Origin of the sequence: Enterobacter hormaechei subsp. xiangfangensis, assembly GCF_001729785.1 — a bacterium.
In the GTDB taxonomy this organism is placed as follows: Bacteria; Pseudomonadota; Gammaproteobacteria; order Enterobacterales; family Enterobacteriaceae; genus Enterobacter; species Enterobacter hormaechei_C.
This window is the reverse complement of record NZ_CP017183.1, coordinates 3878993-3901986: the sequence shown is the minus strand read 5'-3', so window position 1 is coordinate 3901986 and position 22994 is coordinate 3878993. Positions and strand designations below refer to the sequence as shown.

Sequence of the window (22994 nt, the reverse complement as noted above, 5' to 3'; positions counted from 1 at the left end):
TTGGCCTGCCTCTTTGGTGTTGTGTTGAGGCAGTGTAGCAGGAGATGCAGGAACCGTTTAACGATGCGAGCGTAATGGGCAGGGCGGGTGTATGATAACGCCACCTCTGTCAGTTAATTACAACGTGCAGACGACGACAACCCCACAAAAAAATTGCCGCCTGCCTGTTTTAGGTTGGACACATGCGTAAAGGAACGTTAAGCAGTGACGCCCCCTTCGGGACGTTATTAGGTTATGCGCCGGGTGGCGTGGCGATTTACTCTTCAAATTACGGCAGTCTCGATCCGCGTCGCTATCCGGAAGACGCGGAATTCCGCAGCTATATCGGCAACGAGTACATGGGCCATAAATGGCAGTGCGTTGAGTTTGCGCGCCGTTTCCTGTTTCTCAATCACGGGTTTGTCTTTACCGACGTCGGGATGGCGTGGGAGATCTTCTCCCTGCGTTTTTTGCGCCAGGTGGTAAACGACAATATTCTGCCGCTACAGGCCTTTGCCAATGGCTCAAAACGCGCGCCGCAGGCCGGTGCGCTGCTCATCTGGCAAAAGGGCGGTGAGTTTCATGAGACCGGCCACGTCGCCGTCATTACCCAGCTGCTGGATGACAGAGTGCGCATTGCCGAGCAGAACGTTATTCACTCCCCGCTGCCGATGGGGCAGCAGTGGACGCGCGAGCTGCGTCTGAGCGTGGAGGACGGTTGCTATACGCTTCATGACACGTTCAACGATACCGAGATCCTCGGCTGGATGATCCAGACGGAGGAGACGGAACACAGTATTCCTCAGCCGGAGATCGACGGTGAACTGCTGAAAATCAGCGGCGCGAGGTTGAAGAACAACCGCCAGTTCGACGGGAAATGGCTCAATGAAAACGACGCCCTGCAACAGGCTTACATTCGCGCCAACGGCCACGTTATCAACAACGATCCCTGCCAGTACTTCACCATTACCGAAAGCGCCGAGCAGGAGCTGATCAAAGCCACCAACGAACTGCACCTGATGTACCTTCATGCCACCGACAAGGTGCTGAAAGACGACAGCTTACTCGCGCTTTTCGACATCCCGAAAATTCTCTGGCCGCGTCTGCGCCTCTCCTGGCAGTGGCGTCGTCACCATATGATCACCGGTCGTATGGATTTCTGCATGGATGAGCGCGGCATTAAGGTTTACGAGTACAACGCGGATTCCGCCTCCTGCCATACCGAGGGCGGGCTGATTCTTGAAGAGTGGGTGAAAAACGGCTATCGCGGCACCGGCCACAATCCGGCGGAAGGCTTGCTGGAGGAGCTGACCGGCGCATGGAAGCACAGCCACGCGCGGCCGTTCGTCCATATCATGCAGGACAACGATATTGAAGAGGATTACCACGCGCTCTTTATTCAGCGCTCGCTGATCCAGGCCGGGTTTGAAACCAAAATCCTGCATGGACTGGGCGCGCTGAGCTGGGATGCCGCCGGGCAACTGATTGATGATGAAGGCCGTCACGTTAACTGCGTATGGAAAACCTGGGCATGGGAAACGGCGATTGAGCAGATCCGCGAGGTGAGCGAAACCGAGTACGCCGCCGTGCCTATCCGCACCGGTCACCCGCAAGGTGAAGTGCGCCTGATTGACGTCCTGCTGCGCCCGGAAGTGCTGGTCTTTGAACCGCTGTGGACGGTGATCCCAGGTAACAAGGCGATCCTGCCGGTGCTGTGGCAGCTCTTCCCGAACCACCGTTACCTGCTGGATACCGATTTTGAGGTCAACGATCTGCTCAAACGGACCGGTTATGCCGTTAAACCGATCGCCGGACGCTGCGGGAGCAATATCGATCTGATCGGCGCCCAGGACGAACTGCTGGACCAGTCCAGCGGCAAGTTTGTTGACCGCAAGAATATCTACCAGCAGCTATGGTGCCTGCCGAAGGTTGACGGCAGATACATTCAGGTCTGCACCTTTACCGTGGGCGGGAATTATGGCGGAACCTGCCTGCGTGGGGATAACTCGCTGGTGGTGAAGAAAGAGAGCGATATTGAACCGCTGATTGTGGTGAAGGATAACTAATTCATACCCGCGACAAAAAAGCCCCCGCCGGATAACCTGCGGGGGCTTTTTCTTACTCTTCTTTCTCGTCCTGCTGCTCGCTGATCTTCAAATCAATGATCCGGCCAATCTGGTCATGGTAAACCGTCAGCAGGTTGTACTGGCTCATCTCGGACATAATTTGCGGCGTGACGTTAAAACTTTGGGCAAGCTCGTCATGGCGCAACATTTCCGGATGACGCCGCCTCACATGCGCGCGGCGGCGATTGTACTGATACCACAGGATCAGCAGCCAGCCGTTGAACGCGGCAATCAGCAGATAAACCAGCACTGTATTAAACGAGGCGATAATTGCGTTCCAGCGGTGATCGCCCTCCTCGGTTAACTGCATCCACAGCCTGGCGTACAGGAAAAACAGGAATCCTCCCCAGGCTATCAGCGTTAATGCAGCATCGAAAAGACGCGGTGCCAGCCGATGTTCAGTCAAAATTAACGTACTCTCGTTCATTGAATGCTCCCTTTACCCCGGTCCGGACTGATCCAGCGCGCGCGGGCGCGTTTACGTTTAAGCATGACTTTCGGAAATGCCACGAGGGTGGTAAACAGGCCAATCATCCAGTACACCATCGGGAACCAGATTACCCAGAACAGCGAGCCTGCCACTTTCCGCTCGTAGCGCCGCTCGATATACAAACTGACGAGGAATTGCAGCAGGCACATTACGCCCAGCAGCAGCCCGGTAAACGCCGGGGGAAACAGGCTCGCAACGGCCAGGTTCGCGGGAAGAGGGATAATATGGCTGAGAATGAACAACACCACGGTCGCCCCATAGGCAAATGCCCACAGCGTTGATAGGGCGTACTCGAGAAACAGGGGCCACATGCGATGATGCTCCCAGCGGGCCATCTTGCGCAGGTTAACCAGAAACACCTCTGCCCCCCCCTGCGCCCAGCGCAGACGCTGCTTCCACAGTCCCTTTAGCGTCTCCGGCATCAGGATCCAGCACAGTGCCCGCGGCTCGAAAAAGATATCCCAGTGGCGAAGCTGAAGCTTCCAGCTTATGTCGATATCCTCTGTGATCATATCCGGGCTCCAGTACCCGACATCCGCCAGCGCCTGTCGGCGAAAGGCGGCGATGACGCCGGAGACGGTAAAGACCCGGCCATAGATCCGCTGCGTTCGCTTGATGAGGCCAATAATGGAAGAAAACTCGCCCACCTGAATACGACCAATCAGCGTTGAGCGCGTGCGAATACGCGGATTTCCGGTGACGGCCCCAACGTGGGGATACTGAATCAGCGGTGCCACCAGATACGCCGCGGTGTCGCGGTCGAGCAGGGCGTCGCCGTCAATGCAGACCAACAGATCGCCCCGGGCCGCCGCAGCGCCGGCCTTGAGCGCCACGGCTTTCCCCTGGTTCTCTGCGAGATTAATCACCCGCAGGCGCGGCTGCTCCCGCGCCAGCTGTTGCAGTACCTCCGCCGTGTTATCAGAAGAACCGTCGTTGATGGCGATAACTTCTACATTCCAGTACCGCTGATCCAGCGCGGCGCTAATGGTCTCCCGTGCGTTGCGTTCCTCATTGAAGCAGGGAATAAGAATCGAGATTAACGGCTCACCGGCTAAGGCGGGGGCGGGTGTTGCGTTATCCCACGACCAGTGCCGTTCAAGCTGAAACCAGAAATAGAGGCCGCCGGTTACCCAGAGCACGGACATAAACAGCGGCCAGAAAAAGACAAAGTCCAGAATCAGTTCGCCAGTAAACAGCGCGGCTACGCCTAACGGCAACCCGAATACCAGACACAAAATAGAGAAGGCGATAATGCGATCAGTCATTGTCAGGATACCAGTACGAAGAAAATTCAGGCCTGATACGCGAAATATCAGGTTGGTTGTTGAGGAAGTCGTCGGGGTAATAACCGTAATTTTTGATGCCGTTCAGCTGGAGCACCCGCATCCACTCCACCAGACGTCCATCGGCTACGGCACGCTGCGGTTTCTGCGCCCAGTCCCTGGCCTGTAGCTCAAAAATCGTTTTATTCAGCGCGCCGGGGCGTGCGGCGACGGCTTTGACTAAACGCGTCAGCCAGGCATTGCTCTCTCCTGCCGGGACGGACTCCATCAGCGGCATTGCCATCGGCACCGTCCAGTCGTAGGCCGCCAGAAAATCATCCAGATTTTGCGCAAACCATGCCTCGCTTTCCGGCTCGAGAATGGGCAACGCGAACATGTTCCGCGCGGTTTTGATCTGCGGGCCACGGATGTTTTTCACCGCCTGGCTCAGGGTGCGGGTAAAGCCGATAAGCCGCTGGCTCTTCTGCCGGGTCGTATCCTGTCCGGCATCGTCAACGTCCGTCAGCACTGCGTCGTCATGGAACAAGATCCCGTTGAAGCTGGCATAGCGGGCCAGATCTTCATAGATCTCCGTCACCTGCTGGCGAACCTGCGCACTCCAGGGGGAGAGCCGGATATAGGGCTCGGCGGCCACGGTCAACTCTCCCGTTTGACGCTCACGGCGCTGCACGCGCGGCAAGGCTGGACTGAGATCGAAAGAGAGAACCGGCATCCACGCGAAGACTTTCACTCCCGCGCGGGTTTGTAGCTGCCAGGCGACAAAATTAAAGAGATCGGCCCGGACCGGAAGACGACGGTTGGGGAAATAGAGCGCGCTGATCCTGCCGTCGCCCCGCGGATCCGAAAACGCCTGGAGAAACACATGGCTGATTTTCATGTCGTAGACCCGCTGGACGAGTTTGTTGATGTTTTTCGTCTGCTGGGCCGGATCGGGATCGTAGACGTAATCAAGATCAACATGCATGACGCGCACCGGTTCAAACTCCTGAACGCGGCTAACCGTGTTTGCAAAGGTTTTTATCGACGGATTTCCGGCAATCAGCAGGCGCGGGATGTTGCCGAGGTCGCGCACGTTTGCCAGCCCGTCCTCCAGGGTAAAGGCCAGCTGATAGCCCTGTTTCTGGGCGATAGCGAGCGATGTACCGTTAGCAGCCCCATAGGGCCACACCCAGGCACGCGGCGCTTTTCCCGTCACCTGGGTGATTTTATCGGTGACTTTCCGTACGTCTGCGGCGATCCGCTGATTGAAGTGTTCATCGGTTTCGTAATGCCCCGTCGCGTTATCAAAAAAACGGTTAGCGATGGCGGGTTCACGGCTTCCCTGCGGGTTGGCCGGAATGCCGTAATGCGAGGCCCAGGTATGCGAGCCAATCTCAATCAGCGGGGACTGGCTGAGCTCGCGAACCATATCCCAGGTGGCAAAGCGATCGCGGGGCGTCATCAGACCGCCGAAGTTAACTTTTTGATTTGCCGGCGTATCCACCCAGCTGCCCACCGGTGCCCACAGCGCAGGAACGTTCCAGGCCTGAAGCAGGGGCCAGACCCGGGTGTAAAAACTGCTATAACCGTCGTCGAAGCTGAGCAAAACGGCTTTCGGCGGCAGCGCTTTTTTTCCTTCATGCGCATCCAGAATGTCCTGCACGCTAATGGCGTGATAGCCGTTGTGCAAAAGCCAGCTTATCTGCTCGTTTAACGCGCTGGTGCGAACGGAGAGGTAGCGCTGATCGGCGGCATCATCTTCGACGTCGTGGTAGGCCAGGACCAAAAACTGATTCTCCGGCCAGGGTTTGCTGGCCTCCAGCTGCGGCCTCTCTTCAGGGGCCATAAAGGAGAGCGGCTGCGCGCAGAGGCTCGCGCTGAGGCAGAGCCAGCCGATGACGATCAGGCTTACAGAAAAACGTGTGTTCAGCATATTCATCCTTAAAAGCGTAAAGTCGCATCTAACGTGACGGAGAGATTGCTCTCGCGTTTGCCGTCGTAAGGGCGCTTATCCCAGTTCAGCATCACGCCAGTATCGACAACGTTGTTCCACTGGATGCGTTGCCCGTAACCCAGCAGGGTAACGGCGCCAGGTGACTGATTTTTCTGCCAGTAGCTGCCCCCGCCTGCCACGAACTGCTGGCTCCAGAGGGTGTCGTAGTGGCGGTACATCTCATGGTCAACGGACAGGGCAGCCGTCACGGACAGCTCCCGTGCCGGGTTGTAATAGAGCGTATTCCGCAGGCTGTTTTTACTGGCGGCGATCCCCGGTTCGAGCTCCAGCGTCAGGGTCGGGGTCTGCCAGAGACGCTCTTTCCCAGAGAGGGTGTATTCCTGACGGCGGTTGTGGTCTGAGAAGCGGCTGATTGCGGCGTTGAACTGGTATTCACGTCGCTCGTTTTGATACCAGCGCACCCCACCTTCACCCCGGTTGGCGCTAATCCCATTGCGTAATGCCCGTAAGGGTGTGGCGCGTGACAAGCGCTCGAGGTTACCACTGACCTGCCAGTTATCACTCAGGCTGTAAGTTGTTGAGAGCCGTGCGCCCGGCCTGTTTTTGCCGTGATAGTGGTTGCCGGAGAGCTCGGCTTCGAGCGTGAGGTCACGGGGGCGCCACTCAACGCCGCCCAACAGGTGGCGGCTGATGCCTTTACCTTCGTCGAAATTCCCCTGGGCATAGCGGGTGCCGGCAAACAGCCGCCAGTTATCCGCCACGGGCGGGCCATAGAGCGTGGCGTCCCAGTTCATGTCGTGGCTTCCGCTGACGGGGTTATCTGAGTGCAATCCTTTACCCGCCTTCAGACGCAGCTCAGACATATGGTGGACCATTCTGAGTCTGTCCAGGCGACGGGCGCTGCGATCGGCGGGGGCGCGAGCAATTACGTTATCAGCCAGTGAATCCATCTGGCGCCACTCCTGAAGGTCCATTGCGACGTAAGCCTGCTGTTTTTCAAGCTCCAGATTCGTGGGTTCGAGCGTCTCTGCTCGTTTAAGCTTTTGCTCGGCCGCACGCGGCAGGCCTCTGGCCTGAAGCAGGGCGGCATAATCAATCTGTAATCCCTGATTTCCCGGCGCCGTTGACGCCAGACGATACGACAGCTTTTCGGCCTCCGGCAGGGCGTTGGTTGCCAGCAAATAGTTAAATTTGAGTGACTGCCCGGTAAGCCACCGATCGTTTGGCTGGGCGGTGGGGGACCCGAAATCGTAGCGGGTCCAGGGAACGCTGCGGGTCTCGCGCTCAACGTAGCGGCGGGCGGCCTGATATTGCCCCGTATCCAGCCAGGCGTAGAAAAGCGCATGCTCCTCATCCTGCGGATCGGAGGCGTAGTGTGGATAGCGTTGCACAAGCGAGAAGGCGGCAACGGTGTTTTTCTCCTGCAAATATGCAGAGATCACCCAGCCGATGGCCCAGTCCGGCACCGGATGCTGTGCGGCCGTCAGCGACTCATATTCGCTAATGACCTGCCGGTAATTACCCTGCGCATACAGGGCGCCAAGCCGATCGATACGGGCAAGGATGACGTCTTCAGCCGCCTGCGGGTCGTTTTGCCAGCGGGAAAGCAGGGCGTGATAGCGATCTAATGCGTTTTGTGCCAGCCGCAGGCGCTCTTTCTCCGTTCTGCCAGGCACATCCGCCAGGCGTACCCGTTCAGCCGCGGCGTTACGCTCAAGGCGGCGGCGCTCCGCAGGAGAGAGCGCCGCGTTTTGTGACAGCCAGAGTGCGGGCGTGCTTACCCGGTTATCCGTTAGCGCATCGATCGTCTCGCGAAGAAGGGCCTCATTCCCTGGCGCGGCGCTCAGCGCGCGCATGTCAGCCAGCAGCCGATCCCTGTTTTTTCCCTGGCGCATCCAGACATAGGAGAGCGTCTCAAGGTGCGCGGGAGAAGGATTGTCTTTAACCAGCTGCCGGGCTTCCGAAAGCGCGAGGCGATCTTTGCGGGCATCGGCCAGAGTCTTCACATAGCCGATGCGGTAATCGTCGTTATCCGGCGCAAGGCTGAGCGCCTCTTTCCACAGCGATAAGGCGGATGGCCAGGCTTTTTGGTTTCTTCTGGACTGGGCGACGGCAGCGATGGCGCGAGCGGGCAGCGGCATATAAATACCATAACGCTGCCAGACCCGGATAACTTCGTCATCGCGTCCTGCCCAGGAGGCTACCTGTAACCAGTCCGCAACCTGTCCGGGTGTTAAAGCATGTTGTTGCTCATAGCGCTGTAGGTAATCAAGAAACAGAGCGTAATTACCGTTACGTGCCTGTTGTATCTGATGCTCATAAACGGATTCATCAGCCTGAACCAGAACAGGAAAGAGTAAAAGCAGGAACAATAATATTGTGGTGCGATAAAAGAATAACGTAGTGAAGCTAAGCGATCTTTCCATATCTATTTGCCATTTTTTTATTGTGAATCCATTGCATAACACGGCCGCCTTTTAACTCTGCGTTAAAGGGCATAAAGGAGAACATTAAATCTGAATGATGCTACGTTATGGGATACTTACTTAAAGGTAATTATGAGCCCTCGTCTCAGTGGTCTGATTGGGCTTAATGTACACCCGATGTGTTGGGGGATAAATAAGTTGAAAAGCGGCTGGGAGGTTTTGAGATAATTCTGGGAGAAGTAAGTTTTTTAGATAATTCAGTGCAGGGTTGGTGTTTTTAGTTGATTGATATTAAATGATTTTTCTTTCTCTGTTTCCTGTTTTGTTATATTCGAAATGAAGTTCTTCTGAGTTAATTAAAGTACTTTCTGGTGCATGTTTGGGAAGTTTCATGACAAAAATTCTTAATGTTCAGAGAAGTGACTTTTCTGAAATTCTTTTTTATTTATAATTAACGCCAGGCATTGAGTGATAGTCTGCAAAAAGTCTAGCTCACCAATGTCATATTGAGGGATGATCAAAGCCAGAAAACATTTGCCGTTAATGTAAAGCGCTATAAACGAAAGCGTTCTTGTTTCTTAAGAGGCGGGCTTGCTTTAATCTAAAAGGGATGGTTAGTGGCGACTTCAATAGTGTTAGTGACTCAGGACTGTTTCCTTGTCAGGGGGATGCGGCTATTTTTCCCGGATATAATTTGCCTCAGTTCGATAGACAGAAACATATTTGATACCGACGCAAATGAATATACTGTACTGATTGATAGCCGTACGCCGCTCCGTTTATATGATTACCTGATACGCCATCCGGCCAGAACGAGAAAAACGATCTGCTGCGTTATGCTGGATATGCGTCCTCGAGAGGAGGATCTTCTCAGTATGAAGCTGTTTATGAACACGTCGCTTACGGCTCCGGATATGGCGTCGTTATTCAATCTGGTGCTTGATATGAAAGGCAGGCGTCTGACAACCAAATGGCTGCTTAACTTACGGCTGAGTCGACACGAAGCGATAATGATCCGGTTGCTGAAGGCAGGGAGGTCAATGGAAGAGATTGCAGATAAGCTGAATATGTCGGTTAAAAGCCTCTATCGCAAGCGAACGGTGCTGTCGGAGCGGTTAGGGGCAGGGAACTTCAACGAGGCGTGTTTGTTTATCTTTAAAAACAAACTGCTGGACGCGGTTGGGAACGATCCCTAGCCTCGTCAGAAGCCAAAAGCAGAAACCCGCCACGAGGGCGGGTTCTTTTAATGGAAATAATTCAGAACGACCAGCGCAGATTGGCGTTAACCGAGTTGACGCGGGTATCCGCACCATATTGTCCCTGGTAACCCACATCCAGCGTCGCAGCACGCGACAGCTGTACGCTCACGCCGATATCACCGACCATCACATCCTCATCCACGGCCTGTCCCTGAGTAATGAACGCGTCGCTGTCCGCAAACGCCATGCGCGAAGAGGTATTCTTATCGCCATAGGCGTGCTGCCAGCCCAATGAACCGTAGAGGTTAACGTGCTTCGGCAGCTCGGTCACACCGCGCAACCCGAGTGTCGTGTAGAAGGTGTTCATCGTTTCGTTACGGACGCTCAGCGCAGCGGCACCGCCGTCTTCCCTGAAGCTGTCGGTATGTAGCCGGATGTACGATAAATTGACGAACGGCTCAATATTCCTGTCTGGCTGGCCGAAACGGTAGCCCGCTTCGGTGAACGCCAGCAGGGAGTTGGCGTCGTAATCTGACTTCAGCCGATCCGAGAAACCGCTGAAATCAACATTGCGCTCGCCTTCGATCTTGTGCCAGGTATAACCCAGCGCGCCGCGAAGGGAGAACGCATCCTGTTGACCCGCCGCATACAGGCCAAGGTGATAGTTGTCGGTATCCGTTGAGGAGCGACGGCTGTCGACGTCGTAATCACCCCGGCTGTAGCCGAAGTAGCCGCCGACACGCACGTTATGGTCCGCCAGCTTGCGATCTGCCCCCAGCAGGAAGCCGGTGGTGTTGCCGTCCAGCTTGCCCACGTTACCGTCGCCGCTGTTTCGGCTCCAGGAGCTGAAGGTCTGGCCCCAGACGCCATTGTTTTGCGGCTCCGGCTGCTGCACCAGCGACATGGCTAACGGTGGTATCGGCAGGCTGTCGCTATCAAACGCGCGCTGCATGCGCTGGTTTAACACGTTAAACACCTGCGTGCTGCCAGCGATCAGGTTGGACTGCATTGACGGATAAACTTCACCAGAAAGCTGGTTGAACGCCTCGCGCGCTTCCGGTGCGCTCAGCAGAAGCAGCGAGTTATACAGCGCCAGCGACGGGCCGCTTTGCGTCAGCGTGGAGAGCGCGCCAGCGGTATTCCACTGGTTGCTGCTTTGGGCCACGGTCTGGAAAATGCCCGGCTTGCCGCTGCCCGGGTTTTCACCTCCGGGGTTTTCACCACCAGGATTCTCACCGCCAGGATTTTCGCCTCCGGGGTTTTCTCCACCAGGATTCTCACCGCCAGGGTTTTCGCCTCCGGGGTTTTCACCACCAGGATTCTCACCGCCAGGGTTTTCGCCTCCGGGATTTTCTCCTCCAGGATTCTCGCCACCGGTCTCTTTCTGCGCGATGGTCAGATCGACGGCGTTGGTGCTTTGCTTAAGCGCCACGTCGAGGAAGGCGGATTTGGAGATCGCGCCGGCGAACTCACCGTCAATTCCCCCGTCGGAGGTCAAAATGCGGTAGCTTTGGCCCGTTTTATAGCTGGTTTGCGGATCCAGCGCGGTGACCTGTACCTTAGCCTGATTGCTGATGGTGGTTTTGCCCGATACCAGTAGCTGGTCGCTGCGGCCATCTCCTGCGATATCGACGTCATAGAAGGATTCGCCGATAAAGTTCAGATAGCGTTTCAGCGTCAACGTACCGATAGTGCCGTCGCCGGGCGAGATATGTCCGCCGGACAGGATCTCGGTCTGGCCCAGCGTCCCGTTGCCGCCCAGCGTGCCGCCGGACTTGATTGACGCGGCGCTGCTGTAACCCACCCCGTTGCTGACGTCTGAACCCGCCGTCGCATTGAGGATCAGCGTGCCGCCGTTCTCCGCGCTAAGCGTCTGGACGTCAAAAATATCGTCTTCTGGTTGGGTATTAATATTGCTGGCAATAATGACTTTACCGCCCCGCGCGGTGACGTTCGCCTTGAGTGCGGAAAGATCGCCGTTCAGCGTCGTCTGCCCGGAGGTGTTGATCACATCACCTTCACCGCTCATCGTGTTGCTGAAGATGTAATTTCCGTCGGTATGGTTGAAGTAGACATAGCTGCCGAACAGTCCGCCACGCAGGCTTATTGCCGTCTTCGCATCGAGGGTACCTGCGCCGCCCGCCGTGCCAAGCGTTGGCTCAGTTAAACCCGTGCCGGTGTCCATATTGCCGCGGCTGCCGATGATGAGCGCACCCCGGTTCGAGCCGGAACCCGATGTCCCCACGATCAGCGCATTGCTGCCAGCGGAAAATGAACCGCCGTCAATCACAGACAGCACGCCATTGCCGTAATCGCCCACGCTCACGCTGCTGCCGCTGGTAAAGCGTGAGTCCTCGCCCGCAATAACCAGCTCGGCGGTTTTCCCTGCCCCGGAGACGCCTGCCACCTGCACGCCGCCAACGTTAACCGTTCCGCCGTTCAGCACGTCCAGGTCGCCATAAAGCGTCAACGTACGGCCAACGTTCCACTGTGAGCCGCTCCCAGTGACGGTGGCTTTCGGGCTCAGCGTGTCGGTTTCACCCGGTCCGGTACCGTTGCCGATGCGTGCATCGTAAGCGGTATTGAGCGCAGCGCCGTCTTCAATCGCAAGCGTGGAGCGTGCGCCCAGATCGGTGCCTACGCTGAGAAAATTACTGGTCACACGAGAGCCAGCACCCGTGGCGATAAGGTGGCTGTCGTAGCCGCGGGTGGTGCCGACAACAATCTCCTTTGCACTCGCCAGCGCGCCCTCTTCGACTCGCAGGGTGCCGAGGCCAAGATTCAGGTCGCCGCGCAGGACGTACCGATCGTTCACCGCGTTAAGCTCAGCGTCTGGCCCACGGACCGTGACCACGCTTTCATAAATTTTGCCGTCGAACAGCCGACCGATATTGATGTTATAGGCGGTGATTTTGCCATTATCGATCAACAGATTTCCGCGTTGATTACGTCCAACATAAACATCACCGGTGTAACCCAGCGTTTCGGTAATACGCGAGTCGCCATCAAAAAAGGCATCGGCTGCACGCGCGATATCGGCAGGTAAAAACAGTAACAGCGGCGCGGAAAATAGAGCGAGGTAAAGTCTGGAAAGCGGTGTCTTAACCGCTAAAGAATGCGATGTAGAGTTATTCACGGGCTATCTCCGTACACATTAGCATGATGTCAGGAACATCGTTTTTTTATGAAAACTCAGATACGCCAGATAATGTAAAAGGCGTTATTTATGTACGCCTTTTGATGCGGCGTTAATTATTTATGTGTGACAACAGGTGTACAGGTTGGCGCGCTCAGCGTCGGTGCGGATCCTAAAATTCCCGGCATCATCATCGATGAACAATCGAAAATACGCCCTTTTTCTGTCGTGGCGCGATAAGAGAGTTTTTGTCCTCCCAGTGCGTCCGGCTGGGCGCCATTAACGTTGGTCACAGTTATTTCATCCGATGAGCCCAGTCCCAGCATTTTAGCGGTCTCCGCCTGGAGGAGTGGAATAGCCTGATCGGTTTTCAACGTGGAACAACCGGCTAACATCAACGTAACGGTTAAAACGATTAGTGGTTTTTTCATAAATTATCCTTGATATCCAACCAGTTAATTTCACTGATTGTATTTATGTTTTCTTTTACCCAAATCAGCGAATAATATATTTCTCTTTCCTAATCGAAAAAACCCTCCTAAAGTAGGGTGGGTAGATAATAATTCATCTGTACTCTAAGATATGCGAAGGTAAAAGGAGGCTCCTTTGGGACAGAATTATGCGTTAGTCGTTGATGACCATCCATTGGTAGCAAGCGGCATCGCCAATTTTCTGATTACACATTGCCAGTTTAAACAGGCGTGTGTGGTGACGAATGAGGATGATTGCTACCGACAAATTAGAGATCATGGCCCGCCACGTTTGCTGGTAATCGATTTTTGGCTCTCTTCCGGAACGGCCCTGAAATTACTCAAAGAAGTAAAACAACTTTACCCACAGGTACGACTCCTGGTGGTCAGCGGGGATGACAATAATGATATCTGGCGCAAAGTTAATGCCGCCGGGGGACACGGTTTTGTATTGAAAAGCGAGCCACCTGAGATGTTCTCGCGGGCCGTTTTCGCACTCACTGATAATCAGACCTGGTTTCCTGAGGGAAACGAAATTTCCGTTAAGGCCAATAATGAGAAGTTAAGTAAATTTAACTTAACGCCGCGACAAATAGACGTGTTAAATATGATTATGCGCGGCCTGCCGAATAAACGAATCGCCGCACAGCTTTCAATTTCTGAGCCCACGGTCAAAGAACACATCAGCAATATATTGAAAAAGATAGGCGTTAACAGCCGGGTTGAAGCCATCACGCTTCTGCATGGCAAGCAGGATCCGTCGGAATGAGGTTTTTCCAGAGCTTACAAAATGATGGTATCTCTGCTCCGGCGCAGATCCGTTTGCTAAACAACACCTTTCTGCGGCTGGTATTTAGCTTTAGTGCTGTGCCCTTTGTGGGTATTCCTTTCGCCATCTGGATTTATATGCTTGGGGACGACCTCGGCCCAACGATTATCTGGATAATTATTTATCTGCTATGTGCCGTGGCGATACGACTATTGCACCGATGCTATCAGCGTGAAGCGAAAGAAAACGGTGAGAGGGACGTCCTGCGACGCTGGCTTCCGCGTATTAATAATATTGCCTTTATTCACGGGCTGGGAATTTCTTCACTCTATTTAATTACGCCACAGACGCAGAATTTTGACTTTTTCCTGTTACTTAATATTAGCATCGCCGCCATCGTCGCCGCCAATGCGACACATCTGACGCCTGTCATCAGTACCTTCACGCGTTTTTTCTTCGCCTCCTGGGGGGTGCTGAACCTCGGTATTATCTGGCGGCTGGATGAGTTGATGTTCATCGTGCTCATGCTGAATCTGCTTTACGGCTTCGCAATTTACCGCCATGCGTTAACTTCCCATGCGTTCTTTATTCAGCAGGCGCTGCTTGAGGAAAAAAGCTCACGGCTGGCGGAACAGTTTCGTCAGGCCAAAGAGGACGCGGAGCAGGCACTGCTGGATAAAAACCAGTTTCTGACCACCGCCAGCCACGATCTGCGCCAGCCTGTGCATGCTATGGGCTTTCTGATCGAAGCCATCCTCCATCGAAACCGGGACGGCAGCCTGACGCCACAGCTTCTTGACCTTCAGCAGAGCGTTCGCTCGGTACATTTAATGCTCAACTCTCTGCTCGATCTCAGCAAAATAGAATCCGGGAATGTCCTCTCTGCCCCGACCAAAGTGGATATCGGTGCTCTGCTCGACTCGGTCATCACGCTGTTTCGTGAAGAGGCCAACAGCCGCGCGCTTAGGCTGTGCATCCGGCGGCCTAAACGCCATATCTACGTGATGGGCGATCCGCTACTGGTGCGACAGTCCCTGATCAACCTGATTCAAAACGCCCTTCGCTACACGCTCCAGGGCGGGGTGCTGGTCGCCATCCGACCGCGCGGTGACGAGTGTATGGTGGAGGTGTGGGACACGGGAGTCGGTATCGCCGATGAAGAGAAGGGCAAAATCTTCTCACCTTACTACCGCCCCGAGCTGGCATGGAAGATCGACAGCGCCGGACACGGGCTGGGACTGGCCGTCGTTGCCCGTTGCGCCAAGCTGATGAAGGTGAAATACGGGATGCAATCCATTGAAGGGAAAGGCTCACGCTTCTGGATGCGCTTTACCCAATATGCTGGCGAAGATAGCGTGCTGGATACCCCGCCCGCCGCTGATAACACCGCCACGCCGGTACGCTATGCGCCGCTGCACGGTTCCTGCCTGGTTGTCGATGACGACCCGCTGGTGACGTCTGCCTGGGAGAGCCTGATGAGCGTCTGGGGAATCGACGTACGCTGTGCGGCCTCCGCTGAAGAAGCGTTTGCCATAATCGACGACGGCTTTACGCCGTTCGCCGTGCTGTGCGACCAGCGCCTGCGATCCGGCGAAAGCGGCTTCGATATCCTGAAAGCGCTTTTTGAACGTCTGCCGGATATGAGCGGCGCGATAGTTAGCGGCGAATTTAATTCACCGGTTCTGCTGGAGGCGGAGCAGGAGGGGTATCTGGTACTCCGCAAGCCTCTGGAGCCAGCTAAACTGCATGCGCTGCTGACGCAGTGGTTGGGATGTCGTTAAGGGAATGCAGAAGTAATGATTCTGGCGGGCTCAGAATGCAAAAACGGACCTCCGTGGAGGTCCGTTAATAGGAAATTTGGTGCCCGGACTCGGAATCGAACCAAGGACACGGGGATTTTCAATCCCCTGCTCTACCGACTGAGCTATCCGGGCAACGGGGCGCATTAAACCCGATCCTCCCTCCGGCGTCAACGAAATTTGTTGCTTTCGGTGCAGACTGCACACTCTCTCACCATTTCGTCGCAAACTTAAGCGAAAAAGTGCGTCCAGAGCGCGGATAGCGGCATCGCGAGCAGGAGGGCAGGGAGCATGTTCACCACTGCAAACATCTTAATGCCACAGATTCGCAGCCCTGTCGCCAGCAGCAACAGGCCGCCGACGGCGGTAAAGTCTGCCATCATCGCTGGTGTTGTCAGCGGCAGGATCAGCGTGGCGCAGGTGGCCAGCGCCAGTTGAATAAGCAACATCGGCACGCAAATCGCGGCGACGGCGATGCCGAGGGTGGTGGCAAAGATGGTGGCAGTAAAGAAATCCAGAAACGCTTTCGCAATCAATATGCTGGGATCGCCGGTCATCCCTTCCTGCATCGAACCGAATATCCCCGTGCCGCTGGCGCAGAACAGAATAATGATCGCAACGTAGTTTTGAATAAACGACTCGTGCGTGCCGTGCTTCGCCTTGCCCGGTCGGGCAATCAGATTTTTGGCTTTGCCTACCGCGTGATTGATGCCCTTTTCCAGATAGCAAAATTCGCCGATCAGCGCGCCGAGCAGCGTCGCCAGTACCATCACCGGCAGGTTGGCGCATTTCACCACTAAAAGGATACCAATCCCTAACGACGCCAGGCCAAAAATGGAGGGCATGGAGACGCGAATACGCTCCGGCAACCGCTGGCTTAATACTGCCCCAAGTACACCGCCCAGCAATACGGCTCCCGCATTGATAAAGGGTCCAATTACCACGTTTAACTCCTGTTATTTAAGCACTGGCATTGCATCATTATGGCACGTTCGTCCCTGATTACGCTTAGCTTTGGGAGGCGTAACGCATACTGATTCCTTCTTGCACCTGAAAATAAAAGGTGACATGATTGCGCGAATTTTCTCCTTCCTGTCTCACCGCTCGGTGAGGGTATTTGCGCCTATGAAAACCATGAAAATTGCCGTCAGCCGCGAGCTGGTATCCAAAGTTTCTACGCATCGCGAAAAGGTTATGCTGGATAACACTGATTTCACCGATGTGGCGGCAGTCGTCATTACGGTTGTTGAAAGCTACAGCGGCATTCTCGCGTTGCTGAAGCGTACGGGCTTTCAGCTACCGGTATTTATGTTCTCAACAGAGCCAGGAGAGGTGCCAGAGGGTGTCACGGCGATCATCTCGGGCAAAGCACAGGAATTGCTGGAACTGGAATCTGCCGCCTGCCGGTATGAAGAGAACCTGCTGCCACCCTTTTTTGACACCCTGAGCCAGTATGTGGCGATGGGAAACAGCACCTTTGCCTGTCCGGGTCACCAGCACGGCGCCTTTTTCAAAAAACACCCGGCGGGGCGGCAGTTTTACGACTTCTTCGGTGAAAACGTGTTTCGTGCCGATATGTGCAATGCCGACGTGAAGCTCGGTGATTTGCTGATCCACGAAGGTTCTGCCAAGCACGCGCAAAAGTTCGCGGCGAAAGTGTTCAACGCGGATAAAACCTACTTCGTGCTGAACGGCACGTCGGCGGCCAATAAAGTGGTGACCAATGCGCTGCTGACTCGTGGCGATCTGGTGCTGTTCGATCGTAACAACCACAAGTCCAACCATCATGGGGCGCTGATCCAGGCCGGGGCAACGCCTGTCTATCTTGAGGCAGCCCGTAATCCGTTTGGTTTTATCGGCGGGATTGATGAGCACTGCTTTGATGAGGCCTGGCTGCGGGAACTGATCCGTGACGTCGCGCCGCAGAAAGCCGCCGAGGCGCGCCCGTTCCGTCTGGCGATCATTCAGCTCGGCACCTACGATGGCACGATCTACAACGCCCGTCAGGTGATCGACAAGATCGGGCACCTTTGCGACTACATCCTCTTTGACTCCGCCTGGGTCGGCTACGAGCAATTTATCCCGATGATGGCGGAAACGTCTCCGCTTCTGCTGGAACTGAACGAGAACGATCCGGGAATTTTCGTGACCCAGTCGGTCCACAAGCAGCAGGCCGGGTTCTCACAAACGTCGCAGATCCATAAAAAGGATAACCATATTCGCGGTCAGTCGCGCTTCTGCCCGCACAAGCGGCTGAACAACGCGTTCATGCTGCATGCCTCCACCAGCCCGTTTTACCCGCTGTTTGCGGCGCTGGACGTGAACGCCAAGATCCACGAGGGCGAAAGCGGACGCAGGCTGTGGGCGGAGTGTGTCGAGTTGGGCATTGAAGCGCGCAAGGCCATCATCGCTAACTGCCATATGATCAAACCGTTTATCCCACCGGTGGTGGCGGGGCGGCCATGGCAGGATCACCCCACGCAGGCCATCGCCAGCGAACGTCGCTTCTTTAGTTTTGAACCGGGTGCAAAATGGCACGGTTTTGAAGGCTATGCCCGCGAGCAGTATTTCGTCGATCCGTGCAAGCTGCTGCTGACCACGCCGGGCATTGATGCTGAAACAGGGCACTATACCGATTTCGGCATTCCGGCGACCATTCTCGCCCACTACCTGCGCGAGAACGGCATTGTGCCGGAGAAGTGCGATCTCAACTCCATCCTGTTCCTGCTGACGCCAGCCGAGAGCGCGGAGAAGCTGATGCAGCTGGTGGCGATGCTGGGGCAGTTTGAACAGCATATTGAAGACGACACACCGCTCGCGGATGTGCTTCCGACCATCTATCAGAAATACCCGGTGCGTTACCGCGACTATACGATCCGTCAGCTATGCCAGGAGATGCACGATCTCTACGTCAGCTTTAACGTGAAGGATTTACAGAAGGCGATGTTCCGTCAGGAGAGCCTGCCTGCCGTGGTGATGAACCCCCAGGATGCCAACCAGGAGTACATTCGCGGGAACGTCGAACTGGTGCGTATTCGTGACGCCGAAGGACGCATTGCCGCCGAAGGTGCGCTGCCATACCCGCCGGGCGTGCTGTGCGTGGTGCCGGGGGAAGTCTGGGGTGGAGCAGTACAGCGCTACTTCCTGGCACTGGAAGAGGGCATTAATATGCTGCCGGGTTTCTCCCCAGAGTTGCAGGGCGTTTACAGCGAGAAGGATGCGGACGGGATTAAGCGGCTGTATGGGTACGTATTGAAGTAGGGACCCTCACCCTCTCCCCAAAGGGGAGAGGGGATTGCACGGAGCCGTCTTTTCACCCTCGCCCCTTTGGGGAGAGGGCCGGGGTGAGGGGAGTTAAGTCGCACTACGCCTGTACATCCTTCTCGGATGTCCAATCTTACCGTACAGCATCTCCACCGTCAGAAAACCCACCTCCACGCAGTGTTCCAGATAGCGCCGGGTGGTGGTTTTACTCAGGCCCGTCTCGCTCACCACCTCATCCACCGTAAAACAGTGCGCCGCCTTGTTGTTAAACAGCATTTGCACCCGCGCCAGCGTGTTCTCCTCTATCCCTTTGCTGCCGTTGTCCAGACGATAGTTTTTCGCCTGTAACTGATAGAGTGAATCCACGTTCTGCTGGTCGACAATCTTCCAGACGCGCTGCTGTTCGGCAAACTGCACAAAACGCTCCAGCGACTGGCTGAGCCGCTTCCAGGAGACCGGCTTAAGGATATAGTCGAACGCGCCGTTACGAATGGCCTAGCTACAGGTGTCCATATCGCTGGCGGCGGTGATGAAAATCACCGAGCAGTTGGCGCGGGTGAGCATCGGGTTGCTGATAAGGGTGATGCCTTTGCCGTCCGGCAGGTAGTTATCCAGCAGCATCAGCTTCGGCTGTTTGCTCTCCAGTTGTACCTGCGCGTCGGCCAGCGACGCGGCAATCCCCACCAGCCTCAGACGCGGATGTTTACCGATAAGCTCCGCGTGCAGTTGCGCCAGTTCGTTCTCGTCTTCAACAATCAGTACGTCGATAAGTTCATGTTGCATAGTCGGTATCTTCCAGTTCCTGTACGGGGTGCCGGGCCGTTCCCGTGGCGGGAATAAACAGTGAGAAAATGGCACCGCGTGGGGTGTTATCGGCAACTTCAATTGCACCGCCAGCCTGTGTGACATAGCTTTCAATCAGATACAGGCCAATACCATGATCGCCGCGCGTTTTGGTGGTGATGCCGCGCTCAAAGATCCGGTCGCGGATCTCCGGTGTGATGCCGACGCCCTGGTCGGCGACTTCAATAATCAGTTCCTGCTCGTTCAGCTTTATCAGCACGTCCACCGGGGCATGCGGGAGCGGTGCACGCTGGGTCGCTTCAATGGCGTTATCCAGCAAGTTCCCGATGATCGAGATAAGTTCCGATTCGAGCAGCGGCAGGAACGGTTTATCCACCCGGCAGGCCGGATCGAAACTCAGCTCAACGCCTTTTTCACGCGCGCGGGCGGCCTTTCCAAGCAGCAAACCACACAGCGTCGGAGAGCTAAAGCGGGACGAGATAAAGTCCAGCAGCTCCTGAGCGTGTTCCGACTGCGCCTGTATGTAGCGAATTGCCTCGTCATAACGGCCCATATGCAGCAGGCCGGACAGCGTAGTCATGCGGTTCAGCTGTTCATGGCGCATGATGCGCAGGTTATCAACGTAGCGCTTCACCTGGCTGAGCTGGGCGCTGAGCGAGTCGATCTCGTTGCGATCGCGAAAGGTGATCACCCAGCCCTGCAATGCATCTTCCAGCATTATCCGCACCCGGCTGGCAATGACCGTGAGATCGTTAAAGCGACAGATCTCATCGTGGGTGTCTTTCGCAAGCATGGTTTGCGCATTGAAGAACGGGACGGGCGCGATCACCTGGCTGATGAGTTGACCCCGCAGTTCGCGGGCGGGCTGGCGTAAGCCTAATAATTTACGCGCCGCCTGGTTGATCACCTCAATGCGGAGATCGTCATCGATGGCAATCACCCCTTCATAAATGGATTCCATCATCGCCTTTTGCTGGCGCACCAGCAGGCCGATTTCGCGCGGCTCCAGAGAGAATATCTGCTTCTTGATGCTGCGGGTGAAGAACCAGGAGAAAATAAACAGGGCGATAAGCAGCAGCACGGCGGCAATCAGGATATTAACCACCTTGCTGACGGTGATGGTGTCCAGATAGCTTGTGAGATAGCCTACCGAAACAATCCCCACCACCTGCCCGGCATCATTAAAAATGGGCGCTTTGCTGCGCAGTGAAATGCCTAACCCGCCCTTGCGGATGGTGATGGTACTTTTGCCGTGTAATACCTCGTCGTTATCTCCGCCAACCAGCGTTTTGCCTACCCGGTCGGCAAACACGGAGTGGAAAAGATGCAGCCCCTTATTGTCACCAATCACAATAAAACTGGCGTCGCTGCGGGCGGCTATTTTCTGCATAAAGTCATGGATGCCCTGGATATCCTTTTGTTCGACTTCTTTTCGCAGGGTTGGAATAAGCGCAATTTCTTCAGCCTGTATTTTTGCGCGCGCGCTCATTTCCTGATAAAGCTGCCTGCCGACATCGACATAATAATATCCGCCCAGTAATGCGAACAGCACTGAGAAAAAGGCGACCAGCGAAATAAACAGCTTGATCTGAAACGATACTTTCATAACTATCACGCGAGATATCAACAGGTCGGCTGAATATATCATCTTTTAAGGCCAGGATGCCCGCTTTGCCGAAAACTTGTGATCCCTTGCACAGCGCAGCCTGTAAAAGATTTTTCCGAAAGTCTCATCCTCTTAAGGTTAAATGAATAAATGTTATTTCTTTGTTCAGTTAAGAAAAGAAACCATAAAAACCACGGCAATAAATAAGGCATAAATCACATTAAATAAAAGAAACCATTAAAACCATAGTGTCCATTAAAACTTCGCTTTTAATATGCCATCCCTCACATAAAGTAAGCCTTTGTGACTCTAAGCTGAACGCACAAAATAACTAAGGGGCTTATTATGAGCACAACTGACGATTCATTCTCTGTTACCCACGACCCGATTGATATTCAGCGGCCATCGCTCAAAGAGCGCTGGTGGCATATTATGGATACCTGGAAAATCGGCATTATACCTCTGCCGCTGTTCGTTCTGGCGGGCGCGCTGATTGCGATTGATTGCCTGGGCGGAAAACTACCGAGCGACATTGTGGTCATGGTGGCCACGCTGGCCTTCTTCGGCTTTGCCTGCGGTGAGTTCGGCAAACGCCTGCCGATTGTCGGCAAGCTCGGCGCGGCGGCAATTTGCGCCACCTTTATCCCTTCCGCGCTGGTCTATTACGGCCTGCTGCCGGATGTAGTAGTGGAATCCACCACTAAGTTCTATAAATCCACCAACATTCTTTATCTCTATATTTGCTGCATTATCGTCGGCAGCATCATGAGTATGAACCGCACCGTGCTGATCCAGGGCTTCCTGCGCATCTTCTTCCCGATGCTGTGCGGTGAAATCGTCGGCATGATTGTCGGCATGGGTGTTGGGCTGGCGCTGGGCCTCGAGCCGTTCCAGATCTTCTTCTTTATCATTCTGCCGATCATGGCGGGCGGCGTCGGGGAAGGGGCAATCCCGCTTTCCATCGGCTATGCCACCCTGTTGCATATGGATCAGGGCGTGGCGCTCGGCCGCGTACTGCCGATGGTGATGCTCGGCGGCCTGACGGCGATCATTATCTCCGGTTGCCTCAACCAGCTCGGGAAACGCTACCCGCACCTGACCGGTGAAGGCCAGCTGATGCCGAATCGCGCCAATGCCGATGCCACCGTCTCTCAGCCTGCGTTCTCCGGCAAAGCGGACGTGACGACCATCGCCTCCGGCGCGCTGCTGGCGGTGTTGCTGTACATGCTGGGTATGCTCGGTCACAAGCTGATTGGTCTGCCAGCGCCGGTGGGCATGCTGTTTATGGCGGTGCTGGTGAAGCTCTGCAACGGTGCCTCTCCGCGTCTGCTGGAGGGCTCTCAGGTGGTGTACAAATTCTTCCAGACCTCTGTGACCTACCCGATTCTCTTTGCCGTTGGCGTAGCCATCACCCCATGGCATGAACTGGTGGCCGCCTTCACGCTGACCAACCTGCTGGTGATTATCAGCACCGTCTCCGCGCTGGTGGCAACCGGGTTCTTCGTCGGCAAAAAGATTGGCATGCACCCGATTGATGTCGCCATCGTCTCCTGCTGCCAGAGCGGCCAGGGCGGTACCGGCGACGTGGCGATCCTGACCGCAGGCAACCGCATGAGCCTGATGCCGTTCGCCCAGATTGCTACCCGTATCGGCGGGGCGATTAACGTCTCCATCTCTCTGCTGATTCTGGGCAACTTCCTCGTTTAAGTT

14 protein-coding genes, 1 tRNA gene and 1 pseudogene are annotated in these 22994 nt (G+C 55.3%); 6 read left to right on the top strand and 10 right to left on the bottom strand.

The window, feature by feature from the left end:
- The first annotated feature begins 182 nt into the window (after positions 1-182).
- Complete coding sequence (gene gss / locus BFV63_RS18605; RefSeq protein WP_048242085.1) at positions 183-2045, top strand: bifunctional glutathionylspermidine amidase/synthase; 1863 nt, start codon at positions 183-185, stop codon at positions 2043-2045.
- A 52-nt stretch (positions 2046-2097) separates the two neighbouring features.
- Here gss and pgaD read toward each other — a convergent pair whose 3' ends face one another.
- The 4 genes from pgaD to pgaA are packed head-to-tail and all read right to left on the bottom strand — an operon-like array spanning position 2098 to position 8237.
- Positions 2098-2532, bottom strand: coding sequence for a poly-beta-1,6-N-acetyl-D-glucosamine biosynthesis protein PgaD (gene pgaD / locus BFV63_RS18600; protein ID WP_003862463.1), 435 nt, complete (start codon positions 2530-2532; stop codon positions 2098-2100).
- Entirely contained in the window at positions 2529-3860 is a 1332-nt protein-coding gene (gene pgaC, locus BFV63_RS18595; protein ID WP_023314840.1) for a poly-beta-1,6-N-acetyl-D-glucosamine synthase, read from the bottom strand. Before pgaC ends, pgaD begins: the two co-directional genes overlap by 4 nt.
- On the bottom strand, positions 3853-5790 hold the full coding sequence (gene pgaB, locus BFV63_RS18590) for a poly-beta-1,6-N-acetyl-D-glucosamine N-deacetylase PgaB (protein WP_048242083.1): 1938 nt from the start codon (positions 5788-5790) through the stop codon (positions 3853-3855). The genes pgaC and pgaB overlap by 8 nt, the downstream gene beginning before the upstream one ends.
- 8 nt (positions 5791-5798) lie before the next feature.
- The gene (pgaA, locus tag BFV63_RS18585) at positions 5799-8237 is read right to left on the bottom strand and encodes a poly-beta-1,6 N-acetyl-D-glucosamine export porin PgaA (protein ID WP_048242081.1); all 2439 of its coding nucleotides are present in this window, start codon (positions 8235-8237) and stop codon (positions 5799-5801) included.
- 668 nt (positions 8238-8905) lie between these two features.
- Here pgaA and BFV63_RS18580 point away from each other — a divergent pair.
- Positions 8906-9433: a helix-turn-helix transcriptional regulator gene (locus BFV63_RS18580; RefSeq protein ID WP_003862459.1), complete on the top strand. Its 528-nt coding sequence runs from the start codon at positions 8906-8908 to the stop codon at positions 9431-9433.
- A 61-nt stretch (positions 9434-9494) separates the two neighbouring features.
- Here BFV63_RS18580 and BFV63_RS18575 read toward each other — a convergent pair whose 3' ends face one another.
- Entirely contained in the window at positions 9495-12572 is a 3078-nt protein-coding gene (locus BFV63_RS18575; protein ID WP_069597584.1) for an autotransporter outer membrane beta-barrel domain-containing protein, read from the bottom strand.
- Between the two features lie 116 nt (positions 12573-12688).
- Positions 12689-13003 carry a lipoprotein gene (locus BFV63_RS18570; protein ID WP_003862457.1) on the bottom strand — a complete coding sequence of 105 codons (315 nt, stop codon included), beginning with the start codon at positions 13001-13003 and terminating at the stop codon, positions 12689-12691.
- Positions 13004-13178: 175 nt separating this feature from the next.
- Between BFV63_RS18570 and BFV63_RS18565 the strand changes: the two genes are divergently transcribed.
- Both BFV63_RS18565 and BFV63_RS18560 read left to right on the top strand, forming a co-directional pair.
- A complete protein-coding gene (locus tag BFV63_RS18565; protein WP_048242078.1) occupies positions 13179-13811 on the top strand; it encodes a response regulator transcription factor in 633 nt (210 codons plus the stop codon).
- A complete protein-coding gene (locus BFV63_RS18560) occupies positions 13808-15592 on the top strand; it encodes a hybrid sensor histidine kinase/response regulator (RefSeq protein WP_003862454.1) in 1785 nt (594 codons plus the stop codon). The genes BFV63_RS18565 and BFV63_RS18560 overlap by 4 nt, the downstream gene beginning before the upstream one ends.
- Positions 15593-15669: 77 nt before the next feature.
- On the opposite strand, the gene BFV63_RS18555 is transcribed toward BFV63_RS18560, so the two are convergent.
- Positions 15670-15745, bottom strand: a tRNA-Phe gene (locus BFV63_RS18555).
- A 95-nt stretch (positions 15746-15840) separates the two neighbouring features.
- Complete coding sequence (locus tag BFV63_RS18550) at positions 15841-16554, bottom strand: DUF554 domain-containing protein (RefSeq protein WP_003862452.1); 714 nt, start codon at positions 16552-16554, stop codon at positions 15841-15843.
- Positions 16555-16735: 181 nt separating this feature from the next.
- Here BFV63_RS18550 and BFV63_RS18545 point away from each other — a divergent pair, with 181 nt between their 5' ends.
- Positions 16736-18871 carry an ornithine decarboxylase gene (locus BFV63_RS18545; protein WP_003862450.1) on the top strand — a complete coding sequence of 712 codons (2136 nt, stop codon included), beginning with the start codon at positions 16736-16738 and terminating at the stop codon, positions 18869-18871.
- Between the two features lie 93 nt (positions 18872-18964).
- Here the strand turns inward: BFV63_RS18545 and BFV63_RS18540 are convergent.
- Together BFV63_RS18540 and BFV63_RS18535 are read right to left on the bottom strand one after the other, a co-directional pair.
- Positions 18965-19657 (bottom strand): annotated as a pseudogene (locus tag BFV63_RS18540) (response regulator).
- The gene (locus BFV63_RS18535; protein ID WP_003862446.1) at positions 19647-21284 is read right to left on the bottom strand and encodes an ATP-binding protein; all 1638 of its coding nucleotides are present in this window, start codon (positions 21282-21284) and stop codon (positions 19647-19649) included. The pseudogene BFV63_RS18540 and the gene BFV63_RS18535 overlap by 11 nt, the downstream one beginning before the upstream one ends.
- Before the next feature lie 345 nt (positions 21285-21629).
- Between BFV63_RS18535 and BFV63_RS18530 the strand changes: the two genes are divergently transcribed.
- A complete protein-coding gene (locus BFV63_RS18530; RefSeq protein WP_022651841.1) occupies positions 21630-22991 on the top strand; it encodes a 2-hydroxycarboxylate transporter family protein in 1362 nt (453 codons plus the stop codon).
- The last annotated feature ends 3 nt before the right edge of the window (positions 22992-22994 follow it).